This window comes from Flavobacterium sp., from assembly GCF_024642105.1.
Lineage (GTDB): Bacteria > Bacteroidota > Bacteroidia > Flavobacteriales > Flavobacteriaceae > Flavobacterium.
On the sequence record NZ_JAHEBT010000021.1, the window covers coordinates 17051 to 29626 of the forward strand.

General features: G+C 35.3%; 13 protein-coding genes. 10 read left to right on the forward strand and 3 right to left on the reverse strand.

The features are described 5' to 3' along the window. Nucleotides 1-84 precede the first annotated feature (84 nt). Both Q0L65_RS04345 and Q0L65_RS04350 read left to right on the forward strand, forming a co-directional pair. Entirely contained in the window at nucleotides 85-972 is an 888-nt protein-coding gene (locus Q0L65_RS04345) for a carbon-nitrogen hydrolase (RefSeq protein ID WP_296683879.1), read from the forward strand. Between the two features lie 3 nt (nucleotides 973-975). After that, nucleotides 976-2016 (forward strand): agmatine deiminase family protein, encoded by a 1041-nt coding sequence (locus tag Q0L65_RS04350; protein WP_296683882.1) that lies wholly within the window; start codon nucleotides 976-978, stop codon nucleotides 2014-2016. 66 nt (nucleotides 2017-2082) lie between these two features. Here Q0L65_RS04350 and Q0L65_RS04355 read toward each other — a convergent pair whose 3' ends face one another. Beyond that, entirely contained in the window at nucleotides 2083-4344 is a 2262-nt protein-coding gene (locus Q0L65_RS04355) for a M1 family metallopeptidase (protein WP_296683885.1), read from the reverse strand. A gap of 141 nt (nucleotides 4345-4485) precedes the next feature. On the opposite strand from Q0L65_RS04355, the gene Q0L65_RS04360 reads away from it, so the two are divergent. Both Q0L65_RS04360 and Q0L65_RS04365 read left to right on the forward strand, forming a co-directional pair. After that, nucleotides 4486-5340, forward strand: a complete 855-nt coding sequence (locus tag Q0L65_RS04360) for an aldose 1-epimerase family protein (protein WP_296683888.1) — start codon at nucleotides 4486-4488, stop codon at nucleotides 5338-5340. 9 nt (nucleotides 5341-5349) lie between these two features. Beyond that, nucleotides 5350-5904 (forward strand): GNAT family N-acetyltransferase, encoded by a 555-nt coding sequence (locus Q0L65_RS04365; RefSeq protein ID WP_296683890.1) that lies wholly within the window; start codon nucleotides 5350-5352, stop codon nucleotides 5902-5904. Here the strand turns inward: Q0L65_RS04365 and Q0L65_RS04370 are convergent. Continuing rightward, on the reverse strand, nucleotides 5901-6134 hold the full coding sequence (locus tag Q0L65_RS04370; protein WP_296683892.1) for a VF530 family protein: 234 nt from the start codon (nucleotides 6132-6134) through the stop codon (nucleotides 5901-5903). The genes Q0L65_RS04365 and Q0L65_RS04370 overlap by 4 nt on opposite strands. A gap of 69 nt (nucleotides 6135-6203) precedes the next feature. Here Q0L65_RS04370 and smpB point away from each other — a divergent pair, with 69 nt between their 5' ends. Continuing rightward, nucleotides 6204-6656, forward strand: coding sequence for an SsrA-binding protein SmpB (gene smpB, locus Q0L65_RS04375; RefSeq protein WP_229316439.1), 453 nt, complete (start codon nucleotides 6204-6206; stop codon nucleotides 6654-6656). Nucleotides 6657-6722: 66 nt separating this feature from the next. Further along, nucleotides 6723-7772, forward strand: coding sequence for a Fic family protein (locus Q0L65_RS04380; protein ID WP_296683896.1), 1050 nt, complete (start codon nucleotides 6723-6725; stop codon nucleotides 7770-7772). Nucleotides 7773-7799: 27 nt separating this feature from the next. Here the strand turns inward: Q0L65_RS04380 and Q0L65_RS04385 are convergent, their stop codons facing one another. Then, on the reverse strand, nucleotides 7800-8441 hold the full coding sequence (locus Q0L65_RS04385) for a protein-L-isoaspartate(D-aspartate) O-methyltransferase (protein WP_296683897.1): 642 nt from the start codon (nucleotides 8439-8441) through the stop codon (nucleotides 7800-7802). Between the two features lie 143 nt (nucleotides 8442-8584). On the opposite strand from Q0L65_RS04385, the gene Q0L65_RS04390 reads away from it, so the two are divergent. The 4 genes from Q0L65_RS04390 (at nucleotide 8585) to Q0L65_RS04405 (ending at nucleotide 12553) form a co-directional block, all read left to right on the forward strand. Further along, complete coding sequence (locus tag Q0L65_RS04390) at nucleotides 8585-9550, forward strand: Gfo/Idh/MocA family oxidoreductase (RefSeq protein WP_296683902.1); 966 nt, start codon at nucleotides 8585-8587, stop codon at nucleotides 9548-9550. Nucleotides 9551-9561: 11 nt separating this feature from the next. Beyond that, the gene (locus tag Q0L65_RS04395) at nucleotides 9562-10449 is read left to right on the forward strand and encodes a 3-hydroxyacyl-CoA dehydrogenase NAD-binding domain-containing protein (RefSeq protein ID WP_296683904.1); all 888 of its coding nucleotides are present in this window, start codon (nucleotides 9562-9564) and stop codon (nucleotides 10447-10449) included. Nucleotides 10450-10464: 15 nt separating this feature from the next. Continuing rightward, a complete protein-coding gene (locus Q0L65_RS04400; RefSeq protein ID WP_296683906.1) occupies nucleotides 10465-11124 on the forward strand; it encodes a YggS family pyridoxal phosphate-dependent enzyme in 660 nt (219 codons plus the stop codon). Nucleotides 11125-11191: 67 nt separating this feature from the next. Beyond that, entirely contained in the window at nucleotides 11192-12553 is a 1362-nt protein-coding gene (locus Q0L65_RS04405) for an exonuclease domain-containing protein (protein WP_296683913.1), read from the forward strand. Nucleotides 12554-12576: the final 23 nt, after the last annotated feature.

Genomic DNA, 12576 nt, shown 5'->3' on the forward strand with positions numbered 1-12576 from the left:
ATAAATAAAGGGTTAATTTTTCTGAATTCCTTTTCGTGTACTCTTTATAAAAATACCTATTTTTGCGGTCTAATTTTTTAAGCTATGCCAAATAAAAAATACAAAATCGCGGTTATTCAATTGAATCTGAATGATGTTGCCGAAAATAACTTAAAGAAATGTTTGAGTTGGGTGCGTGATGCCGCTAGTCAAGGTGCTGAAGTAATTTCGCTACCTGAATTGTACAGCAGTCATTATTTTTGTCAAAGTGAAGATGTCGATAATTTTGCTTTAGCAGAACCATTGTACAGCACTTCTTTTATTGCTTTTAGTGCATTAGCCAAAGAATTAGGTGTGGTAATCATTGTTCCTTTCTTCGAAAAAAGAATGGCAGGAATTTACCATAACAGTGCTTACATTATTGATACGGATGGCTCCGAAGCTGGTTTGTACCGAAAAATGCACATTCCGGACGATCCACATTTTTACGAAAAATTCTATTTCACTCCAGGTGATTTAGGTTTTAAAGCATTCCCTACCAATAAAGGAAAAATTGGAACTTTAATTTGTTGGGACCAATGGTATCCTGAAGGAGCGCGTTTAACCGCTTTGCAAGGTGCTGAAGTTTTATTTTACCCAACAGCTATCGGTTGGCATCCCTTAGAAAAAGAAGAATACGGAGTCAATCAACACGGCGCTTGGATGAACGTGATGAAAGGTCATGCTGTAGCAAATGGCGTGTATGTAGCCGCTGCTAACCGTATTGGTTTAGAAAAATATTTACCTGATACCGCTGGAATCGAGTTTTGGGGTTCGTCTTTCATAGCTGGACCACAAGGCGAAATTTTGGCGCAAGCCTCACACGATAAAGAAGAAATCTTGATTGCCGAAGTGGATTTGGATTTACAAGAAAACGTGCGTCAGAACTGGCCGTTCTTTAGAGACCGCCGTATTGATGCGTTTGGAGATATCACAAAAAGAGCAATAGACTAATCAATGAGTACTCCAAACAGACGTTTCCCTGCTGAATGGGAAAAACAAGAAGGTATTTTACTGTGTTTTCCACATAATGGAAACGATTGGCCTGGCAAATACGAAGCCGTTCAATGGGCTTTTGTCGAATTCATTAAAAAAATCGCTGCTGTAGAAAAAGTATTTTTAGTAGTGGCTGATGAAAAATTGAAAACAAAAGTGACTGAAATGCTCGAAAGAGCGCATGTTCTGCTTACCAATGTTTCCTATATCATTCATAAAACGAATCGTTCTTGGATGCGTGATTCGGGACCAATCATTGTAAAAAATGGCTCCAAAAGAGAAGCCTTGAATTTCAACTTTAATGGCTGGGCAAAATATGCTAATTTTCAATTGGACAAACACGTTCCTGCCAAAGTAGCTGATTTCTTGAAGTTGCCTCTAACTCAGGTAACTTACAACGGAAAACCGGTTATTGTTGAAGGTGGCGCTATTGATGTGAATGGAAAAGGAACGTTATTGACTTCAGAAGAATGTTTGATGCATCCTTCGATTCAAGTGCGTAATGCCAATTTTAGCAAAGCCGATTACGAAGCCGTTTTTAAAGAATATTTAGGTGTTACGAATGTGATTTGGGTGGGTGACGGAATTAAAGGAGACGATACCCACGGACATATTGATGATTTATGCCGATTTGTAAACGAGGATACTATTGTAACCATTGTTGAAGACGATAAAAAAGACGCTAATTACCAACCGTTACAAGACAATCTAAAGCGTTTGCAAAATGCTAAATTGGAAAACGGACAAACTCCAAAAATCGTTTGTTTGCCTATGCCAAAACGTTTGGATTTTGAAGATTTGCGTTTGCCTGCTAGTTACGCTAATTTCTTAATTTTAAACCATTGTGTTTTGGTTCCTACTTTCAACGATAGCAAGGATAGAATTGCTTTGAACATCTTAGCAGATTGTTTTCCTGACAGAGAAATCATTGGAATCAGTGCTACTGACTTTATATGGGGATTTGGAACGTTACACTGTTTAAGTCAACAAATTCCAGTATAACATCTAAACTTTATTGCATAAAAAAACGACTGATTTCTCAGTCGTTTTTTTTATAATAGCATCCGATTATTGTTTTGTAAATGGTATTTTTCTACCATCTGCCAAGATCATATCGAAACTTGTTTGTGCATCATTGAATTGTAATTCCATTCCGGCACGTTTAGATTCGAATTTATTTTTACCAGTTGGTGTTACATTAAATTTAGGATAACCCGTAATTTCTACGTTTAAGGCACCATTTTTTTCAGTAAGTGTAAATTTAATTGGCGCTTGTGGGTTGGTATAAACTCCAAGGTAACCATCTAAAATTAGATCTTCCTCCACTTTTCCTTTTTCAGCCGTCCAAACATTATTCCCTTCATTCACATCTGGAAATACATGGTCTGGATCTAGTGTAATACTTTCGATTGGCTCAGCCGAATTGTGTTTGAATGACCAATCGACATTTCTCTGCCAAATTTCTACTGGCAATTTCACACGTGTCACTTTTCCGCTTTTTGTTTTAACATCTAAAACGATTGGCATTGCCATTTTTTCGAAATTCTCAATATTGATAATAATTCCTTTAGCCGGATTATTTTTAATGTATTTAATCGAATTGATTCCTTGGTCTAAACGCCAATTGTATTGGAACCAACCTCTCCAGAACCAACTCAAATCTTCTCCTGCCACATTTTCAATTGTTCTGAAGAAATCATCTGGTGTTGGATGTTTGAATGCCCAACGATCTACATAAGTACGTAAAGCCAAATCGAATCGTTCTGGTCCCAAAACTTGTTCTCTCAATATTACTAAACCGGCACTAGGTTTTGAATAACATAATGTACCAATATTAGCTTCCTTCATATTATCAGGTGAACTCATGATTGTCTCTAAAGCTGGGTTGGTGTACTGTTCTGAATCTTCATGCAAATCCGCTTTTTCTTCTTTGTACTCTCCATTATTGAAATCGACCGAACTTAATGAATTAATGAAAGTATTGAATCCTTCGTCCATCCAAGCAAATAATCGTTCGTTAGAACCTACAATCATTGGGAACCAAATGTGCCCAAATTCATGATCTGTCACACCCCAAAGACTTGCTCCTTTCGATTCCCATCCACAAAAAACAATTCCAGGATATTCCATTCCGCCTTCATTACCTGCAACGTTAGTGGCTACTGGATAAGGATATTCAAACCATCTTTTCGAATAATTTTCAATGGATGTTTTGGTGTATTCTGTAGAACGTCCCCATGAAGCAGTACCATCACTCTCTACTGGATAAGCTGATAATGCCAATGATTTTTTACCACTTGGCAAATTAATTTTGGCACCATCTAAAATAAAAGCTGCCGAAGATGCCCAAGATAAATCACGTGCATTTTTGATTTTATAATGCCAAGTTTTAGTTGTAGCAGTCGTTTTTGGTAACCCATTTACTTCTTCTGCAGTACGAATCAAAACGGTTTTATCACTTAATTTGGCTTGAGCCAAACGTTTTTGTTCTTCTGTAGAATATACTTCAGTTGGATTTAATAGTTCTCCTGAACATACCACAATATGATTAGATGGTGCTGTAATGTTTACTTCTAAATCTCCATATTCCAAATAGAATTCTGATGCTCCTAAATACGGATTGGTATTCCATCCTCTTACATCATCATACACACACATTCTTGGGTACCATTGTGCAATGGTGAAAATTTTTCCGTTTTTGGTTTCCAAAACTCCCATACGGTCTGATCCTTCAAATGGAGCAATGAAAGAGAAATTAATTTTGATTTTTACAATTCCTCCTTTAGCGTTCAATCCTTGCGGAATAAACACTTGCATTCTGGTATCTGAAATTACATACTTCGCATCCACTTCTGTAGATTTTCCCTTTGAAGATGTAACTATTCTCACCGATTTAATTTTATGACCTCCGTCAAAAATCTGACCTTGTGCTCCGTTACGACTTCCTGAAATTGGCACTACGGCATTTCCACGAGAATCGGCTTGAAATAAATTTTGATCTAAATTCATCCAAACAAAATTCATTTTGTCCGGACTATTATTAGTGTACGTAATAACTCCGGAACCCGTAATTTCATTTTTTTGTTCGTCTAACTTAGCCGTCAATTGATAATCAGCTCTGTTTTGCCAATATTCATGACCTGGTTGTCCATTAGCTGAACGCGTGTTTGTTCCATTTTTCGAATAGAAAAAAGGCGCAAAAGCGTCGTGATAATTGTAATTGGATTTGAGTTTAACCAAATCAGAAGCAGCTTGATCTTGGGACCAAAGCGTAGAAACACTCGTTAATAATGCCATCACTACAATGACATTGCGTTGTATATTCTTCATATTTAAACTATTTTTATCACAAATAAATGAAAAAAAAGCAAATTTTAAACTAAGCCGAAGCAAATATGTTTGAAAAACAAAATAACTATTCGAGTTTTATAATTTATACTTTTATATTTACCATTCTAAAATAAAAACTCGATGTCAATTATAACCCTATCCAATACTATAATCAGTGCTCAAATTAAAACTCTTGGAGCTGAATTGTGTTCGCTAAAAAGTAATTCGAACAGAGAATACATTTGGGAAGGAAATCCAGCTTTTTGGGGCAAACATTCTCCCGTATTGTTTCCAATTGTTGGCACACTAAAAAACAATACGTTTTACCATAACGATAAAGAATATACCCTTTCAAGACATGGATTTGCGAGGGATATGGAATTCCAATTAGTCGAAAAAACAGAAAGTAGCGCTACTTTTTCACTTCAATCCAATTCGGAAACCTTAAAAAATTATCCTTTCAAATTTGAATTGCAAATCCAGTACATTTTAATTGGTACTACAATAGAACTGGCTTATAGAGTAATAAATAAAGACAACACCGATATCCTATTTTCTATTGGTGCGCACCCTGCCTTTGCTTTACCAAGAGATTTTGAAGACTATAGCCTTGCTTTTGAAGAAGTAGAACCATTAGAATACACCTTACTCGAAAATGATTTGGTTTCAAAACAGACCGAAAAAATAAAAACCAATTCCAATACCGTTCCTCTTACTTATAAATTATTTGAAAGAGATGCTTTGATATTCAAGACATTAAAATCAAATTCACTCACTATTATTGAGAAAGAAAATCCAATCTTAAAAGTACATTTTGAGGACTTTCCTAATTTGGGTATTTGGACAAAAGTGGGCGCGCCATTTATTTGTATAGAGCCTTGGTTTGGTTACTCTGATACCGCCGAAAGCAATGGCAACCTTTTTGAAAAAGAAGGCATCATCGTTTTGAAAAAAGACACTCCTTTTCAAGCAAAATTTAGTATAGAAATCCTTTAAGAACCTTTCATGTTAGTATTCAATTTTGCTCCTTTCCCGAATCTCGAAACCAATCGTTTGAATTTAAGACGTCTTACTTCTGCCGATGTCAATGAAATTCTTGCTTTGCGTTCTAATCCAGAAATTATGAAGTTTATTCCGAGACCTTTGATGAAAACCAAAGAAGAAGCGCTTGAATTCATTTCGGTAATGGATACCAATGTAAACAACAATAATGTTATCAATTGGGCAATTACAACCAAAGAAGATGATAGATTAATTGGAATGATTGGATTTTACCGCATGAAACCTGAAAATTATAGAGCTGAAGTTGGCTATATATTATCTGCGGAGTTTCATGGGAAAGGCATAATTACCGAAGCTTTAGAAAGAGTCATCCAATTTGGATTTGAGGAAATGGGATTAAATTCAATCGAAGCGGTGATTGATCCTGAAAATTTTGGATCGGAAAAAGTACTCTTGAAAAATAACTTTGTAAAAGAAGGACATTTTAAGGAACATACTTTTTTTGAGGGGAAATTTTTAGACAGTGTTTTTTACTCTCTACTAAAGAAAAACTACTAAGTCGCATTGAGTTTCGGAAGTGTTTTCACATACAATTCTTCTACTTTTTTTCTAGCCCAATCTGTTTTACGCAAAAATGTTAAACTCGATTTCACACTTGGGTTTTCATTAAAACATTTAATTTTAATTAATTCACCCAAGGTATCAAAACCGTAATGTTGGACTAATTGCTCAACAATTGTCTTAAGTGTAATTCCGTGTAGTGGATCTTTTGAAACTTTACTTTCCATTTTTCAAAATTAAGTATTTCTACAAAAACAATTGGTGTTTCTTAGATTTGTTTCTACCTTTGTACAACTATGCTAAAAACAGTCAACATACTTAACAAACGTGCTCGTTTTGATTATGAAATAATCGAAACCTATACCGCTGGAATAGTTTTGGCTGGTACCGAAATTAAGTCCATTCGTTTAGGCAAGGCCAATATTACGGAGAGTTTTTGCGAATTTAGTAACAACGAACTTTTTGCCATCAATACTTATATTGAAGAATACGCATTTGGAAATCAATTCAATCATAAATCCCGAAGTGAACGAAAACTACTCTTAAACAAGAGAGAATTAAAAGGATTAGCTCGTAGTGTACAAGCCAAAGGACTCACTATTGTTCCCTTAAAAATGTTTACCAATGAAAAAGGAATGGCAAAATTAGAGATTGGGCTTTGCCGCGGAAAGAAAACCTATGACAAACGAGAATCCCTGAAAGAACAAGATACCAAGAGAGATTTGGATAGAATTAAGAAAGCTTTTTAATAAAAAGTTTTTTTTACATAAAATTATGACTAATTTTGTCTTGACAAATAAAAACATTTAAGTAAAATGAAAACACTAATCAAAAATGCAAGAGAAAAAAAGGGGCTCAAAACAAGAGAACTAGCTCAACTTTTGAACATTGACCAAGCCTTGATTAGTAAGTTTGAATCCGGGACAAGAAAGCCTACAAAAGAACAAGTAGTAAAAATTGCCTCCTTATTGGAAATCGATTATGAAACTTTAATGGTGGCTTGGCTTAAAGAAAAAATATTGTATGAAATTGGTCAAGATGAATTTGCTCTAAAAGCCTTGCAGGTTGCCGAAGAAGAAATACGATATGTTGCCAAAAATAATACTAATGCACTATCAAAATCTTTAGAAACACTTTTAGCTCAAATTGATGTTTTAAAAGCCAAATTAGACAGTTTTCGTCAATTCGATAGTTACAGAATATCACAAGCTTTAGAATTGGAATATACTTTTGAAAGTAATCGAATAGAAGGCAATACGATGACACTTCGTGAAACCGATTTAGTTATCAATGAAGGCTTGACTATTTCTGGAAAAAGTATGCGTGAGCATTTAGAGGCTATTAATCATCAAGAGGCTATTGCTTTTATAAAAGAGTTGATGAATAAAAACACCTCTCTAATTGAAAGAGAAGTATTGGCTACTCATAATCTAATTTTAAGAGGGATTCATCCTGAAGATGCAGGTCGATATAGAAAAGTACAAGTGATGATTAAAGGGAGCGCACATACACCGCCTCAACCTTTTTTAGTAGCAAAGGAAATGGAAGATTATTTTATTTGGTATGAAACCAATAAAAATAAATTACACCCAATAGTTCTCGCTGCCGAAATGCACGAGCGTTTGGTCACCATACATCCCTTCATTGATGGAAATGGCAGAACGTCTCGCTTAATAATGAACTTGATTTTGTTGCAACATGGCTATGTAATTGCTAATATTAAAGGAGATTACGATACAAGAATGCGCTACTATCAAACTTTAGAATCAGCTCAAACACAAAACAACAAAGAAGATTTTATCTTGTTTGTAGCTCAAATAGAAAAAGAGAGTTTGGAGCGCTATTTAGCCATTATTGGTCAATAAGAAAACCCGCCTATGGCGGGTTTTCTTTTAGTTTGTATCTTCTAATAACGGAACGAATCGAAATTCTCCAAATTCATGTTTTTCAAATTGAGTCTCATTTTTACGAATCAATAGGGTCATAGTTTGCACTTCTTCACCCAGCGGAATAACTAAGCGTCCTCCTATTTTCAATTGGGCCATCAACGGTTTTGGGATTATGGGTGCACCAGCGGTAACAATAATACTATCGTAAGGTGCGTGAATTTCCAGTCCTTTGTATCCGTCTCCAGAAGCAAAGTACTTTGGAAGAATTCCTAGTTTACGAAATAAAACAGATGTTTTCTTAAACAGCTCGATTTGGCGTTCTACCGTATAGACTTTGGCTCCCATAGCACACAAAACAGCTGTTTGATAACCTGATCCTGTTCCTATTTCTAATATTTTATGCTCTTTTTGCACTTCTAATAATTGGGATTGAAATGCCACGGTGTAGGGCTGGGAAATCGTTTGACCTGCTCCTATTGGAAAGGCTTTATCTTGATAAGCATAATCTTCAAAACTAGAATTCAAAAATAAATGTCTTGGCACTTTTTTAATCGCCTCAAGCACCTTTTTATCAGTAATGCCTTTTTGTTCTAAAACGCTTACTAATTGATTACGAAGTCCTTGATGTTTGGCAGTATCTTTCAAAATTTGGGTTTTAATTTTGGTAAAAGTAACAAAGAATTTCTAATTCCAAATAGCGAAATTTAAATTAAAATTGAACAAATAATTGTCTTTTTCACTTAATTAATTCACCAATTTATTGCTATTTTTGTGCAAACTACATTATTATGCTGAAAATTGGAGTATTGGGTGCTGGTCACTTAGGTAAAATACATTTGCGTTTATTGCAACAATCTGAAAAATACGAATTGGTTGGTTTTTATGACGAAAATCTAGAAAACGGAGCTAAAATTGCTGCTGAATTCGGATACAAACAATTTGATACTATCGCCAAATTAATTCACGCTGTGGATGTCATTGACATTGTAACACCTACTCTTTCTCATTATAAATGTGCTAAAGTCTCTATCAAGTCGGGGAAACATGTATTTATAGAAAAGCCAATCGCAACCACTGTTGAGGAAGCCGAAGAAATTATAGCATTAGCTAAAGAATACAAAGTCAAAGGTCAGGTAGGACATGTAGAGCGTTTCAACCCTGCCTTTATTGCTACCAAAAATATGATTGAAAATCCGATGTTTATTGAGACTCATCGTTTGGCAGAATTCAATCCAAGAGGCACTGACGTTCCTGTAGTTTTAGATTTAATGATTCACGATATTGATGCTATTCTGAGCGTGGTGAATTCGAAAGTTAAAAACATCAATGCTAGTGGCGTTTCTGTTATTAGCGAAACTCCAGATATTGCCAATGCTCGAATCGAATTTGAAAATGGTTGTGTAGCCAATTTGACTTCTAGCCGAATTTCGATGAAAAACATGCGTAAAACTCGTTTCTTCCAAAAAGACGCATACATCTCGGTAGATTTCCTTGAAAAAAAATGTGAAGTAGTTAAAATGAAGGATGCGCCTGAAGTTCCAGGTGACTTTGATATGATTTTACAAAATGCTGAAGGAGTGAAAAAACAAATCTATTTTTCTAATCCTGAAGTACATCAAAATAACGCCATTTTAGACGAATTAGAATCTTTTGCTGATGCTATCAACAACGACACTACTCCTGTAGTTACTTTGGAACAAGCCACCAATGCTTTGCGTGTAGCTTATCAGATTATTGATTCAATGGAAAAATAATAACATACCAAATGAAAACAATCGCTGTTATTGGAGCTGGAACAATGGGTAATGGAATTGCTCATACTTTTGCTCAAAATGGTTTTACCGTAAAATTGATTGATGTTTCTGAAAAGGCATTGGACAAAGGCATGGACACTATCGCCAATAATTTGGATAGAATGTTAGCCAAAGAAACCATTACACAAGAAGATGTTGCTAAAACTATAACGAATATTATTACCTATACGGATATAAAAGACGGTGTCGTTGGAGTTGACTTAGTCATAGAAGCCGCAACTGAAAATGTCGATTTAAAATTGGCTATTTTTAAGCAATTGAACGAAGCTTGTTCTCATAACACAATTTTAGCTACCAATACATCATCTATTTCCATTACTCAAATTGGAGCTGTGGTAGTGCATCCCGAACGTGTTATTGGAATGCATTTCATGAATCCGGTGCCCATTATGCAATTAGTGGAAGTAATTAGAGGATATAACACTAGCGATGAAGTTACCCAAATCATCATGCAGCTTTCCGAAAAATTAGGAAAAACACCTGTTGAAGTAAATGACTATCCGGGATTTGTAGCCAATCGAATTTTGATGCCAATGATCAATGAAGCCATCGAAACTTTATACAATCAAGTGGCTGGCGTTTATGAAATAGATACCGTAATGAAATTAGGCATGGCGCACCCAATGGGACCTTTGCAATTAGCTGATTTTATTGGACTCGATGTGTGTCTTTCTATCTTGAATGTGATGTATGACGGTTTTAAAAATCCAAAATACGCCCCTTGTCCCTTATTAGTTAATATGGTTCGCGCCGGAAAATTAGGCGCAAAATCGGGTGAAGGTTTTTACAATTATGCCGAAAGTAAGAAAGCAGAAAAAGTAGCTGCTCAATTCATTTAAAAACCAAAGACTACAATGTCAATTCAAAATAATTTACGTTCTATTCAAGCTACACTCCCTGAAAATGTTACTCTTGTAGCCGTTTCCAAAACCAAACCTGTATCGGATTTAATGGAAGCGTATAAAGCTGGACAACGCATTTTTGGTGAAAACAAAATCCAAGAAATGTCCGAAAAATGGGAAGTAATGCCCAAGGACATTCAATGGCATATGATTGGTCATGTTCAAACTAATAAAGTCAAATACATGGCGCCTTTTGTGAGTTTGATTCACGGTGTGGATAGTTTGAAATTAGCACAAGAAATCAACAAACAAGCACAAAAAAATAACCGAATTATCGATTGTTTACTGCAAGTGTATATTGCCGAGGAAGAATCCAAATTTGGTTTGGACGAAAGGGAATTGAATGAGATTCTGAAACAAGTTCAGAATGACAAAGAAAACTATAATAACATCCGAATTGTAGGACTGATGGGAATGGCAACTTTTACTAACAATCAAAACCAAATCAAAAAAGAATTCAGCCGTTTGAAAACGATTTTTGATACCATTGCAATTCACAATTCACAATTCACAATTCTTTCAATGGGCATGTCTGGAGACTATGCACTTGCAATTGAATGCGGAAGTACCATGGTTCGAATTGGAAGTAGTATCTTTGGAAACAGAAATTGATTGATGATTGAAGATTAACGAATTTTGATTTCAGATTTTTTAAACCTTAAATTTTAAAGAAAATACTATTTACGCAATTCTCGACATAGAAACCACAGGAGGTCAATTCAACGAAGAAGGAATTACCGAAATTGCCATTTATAAATTTGATGGTCGCGAAGTGGTGGATCAATTTATCAGTTTAGTAAATCCTGAAATCCCTATTCAACCATTTGTAGTCAAGTTAACTGGAATCAATAATGCGATGTTGCGCTCGGCACCTAAATTTTTTGAAGTAGCCAAACGCATTATCGAAATCACTTCAGATTGTGTTATCGTGGCTCACAATGCCTCGTTTGATTATCGAATTTTAAAAACTGAATTCAAGCGTTTAGGCTATGATTTTCAAGCCAAAACACTCTGTACAGTGGAGTTATCCAAAAAATTAATCCCTGAACAACCTTCGTATAGTTTGGGCAAATTAGTTCGCGCTTTAGGTATCCCGATGGCAGACAGACACCGAGCGAGTGGTGATGCTATGGCAACTACCAAATTATTCAAAATGCTTTTGGAAAAAGATGTCGAAAAGCAAATTTTGAACGACTTTATCAAACAAGAAATTCAAAAAGGAATCGCACCAAAGCTCTTGGATATTGTAGAACATTTGCCTTCAAAAACAGGGATTTATTATATTCATAACGAAAAAGGCAATTTGATATACATTGGCAAAAGCTGTAACATCAAAAAGCGAATCAACCAACATTTTACAGGTACCTCTACTAAATCTAAAAAGATTCAGAGAGAAGTATTTACAGTCACTTACGAAGAAACGGGGAGCGAATTGATTGCCCTTTTAAAAGAAAGTGAAGAAATCAAAATCAACAAACCTATTTTCAATAGAGCGCAACGCAAAAGTATCTTTGAGTGGGCATTGTATTCCGAAAAAGACAACAACGGTTACTTGAACTTACGTTTACAAAAAGCCGATGGACGTAAAAAAGAAATCACTTCTTTTACTACGCTACAAGAAGGAAAAAACACGCTGTTCCGCATTACAGAAAAGTACCAATTGTGCCAAAAACTAACGGGTTTGTACCAGACTAGCTCGGACTGCTTTCAATATAAAATCAAAGAATGCGATGGAGCTTGTATTGGTAAAGTAACAGTCGAAGAATACAATAACCGAATAAATAAATTTATCACTGAAAATAGTTTTGAAAAACAGAACATGGTTTTGATAGATCGTGGTCGTACTATCAATGAGCGTTCAGCGGTTCTTATTGAAAACGGCATTTACAAAGGCTACGCTTTTTACGATTTGAATTACCAAGTGACGCATATCGATATTCTGAAAAACATTTTGATTCCGATGCAACACAACCGCGATGCCAAAACAATTATTCAAGGACAAATTAGGAAAAGTAAAACACTAAAAGTAATTTCGTTTTAACATTTAGGAGCTATTTCCCGCTA

Excerpts from the sequence above, each read along its gene's own strand:
- Q0L65_RS04345 (WP_296683879.1), top strand. The coding sequence starts at position 85 with ATGCCAAATAAAAAATACAAAATCGCGGTTATTCAATTGAATCTGAAT.
- Q0L65_RS04350 (WP_296683882.1), top strand. The coding sequence starts at position 976 with ATGAGTACTCCAAACAGACGTTTCCCTGCTGAATGGGAAAAACAAGAA.
- Q0L65_RS04355 (WP_296683885.1), bottom strand. The coding sequence starts at position 4,344 with ATGAAGAATATACAACGCAATGTCATTGTAGTGATGGCATTATTAACG.
- Q0L65_RS04360 (WP_296683888.1), top strand. The coding sequence starts at position 4,486 with ATGTCAATTATAACCCTATCCAATACTATAATCAGTGCTCAAATTAAA.
- Q0L65_RS04365 (WP_296683890.1), top strand. The coding sequence starts at position 5,350 with ATGTTAGTATTCAATTTTGCTCCTTTCCCGAATCTCGAAACCAATCGT.
- Q0L65_RS04370 (WP_296683892.1), bottom strand. The coding sequence starts at position 6,134 with ATGGAAAGTAAAGTTTCAAAAGATCCACTACACGGAATTACACTTAAG.
- smpB (WP_229316439.1), top strand. The coding sequence starts at position 6,204 with ATGCTAAAAACAGTCAACATACTTAACAAACGTGCTCGTTTTGATTAT.
- Q0L65_RS04380 (WP_296683896.1), top strand. The coding sequence starts at position 6,723 with ATGAAAACACTAATCAAAAATGCAAGAGAAAAAAAGGGGCTCAAAACA.
- Q0L65_RS04390 (WP_296683902.1), top strand. The coding sequence starts at position 8,585 with ATGCTGAAAATTGGAGTATTGGGTGCTGGTCACTTAGGTAAAATACAT.
- Q0L65_RS04395 (WP_296683904.1), top strand. The coding sequence starts at position 9,562 with ATGAAAACAATCGCTGTTATTGGAGCTGGAACAATGGGTAATGGAATT.
- Q0L65_RS04400 (WP_296683906.1), top strand. The coding sequence starts at position 10,465 with ATGTCAATTCAAAATAATTTACGTTCTATTCAAGCTACACTCCCTGAA.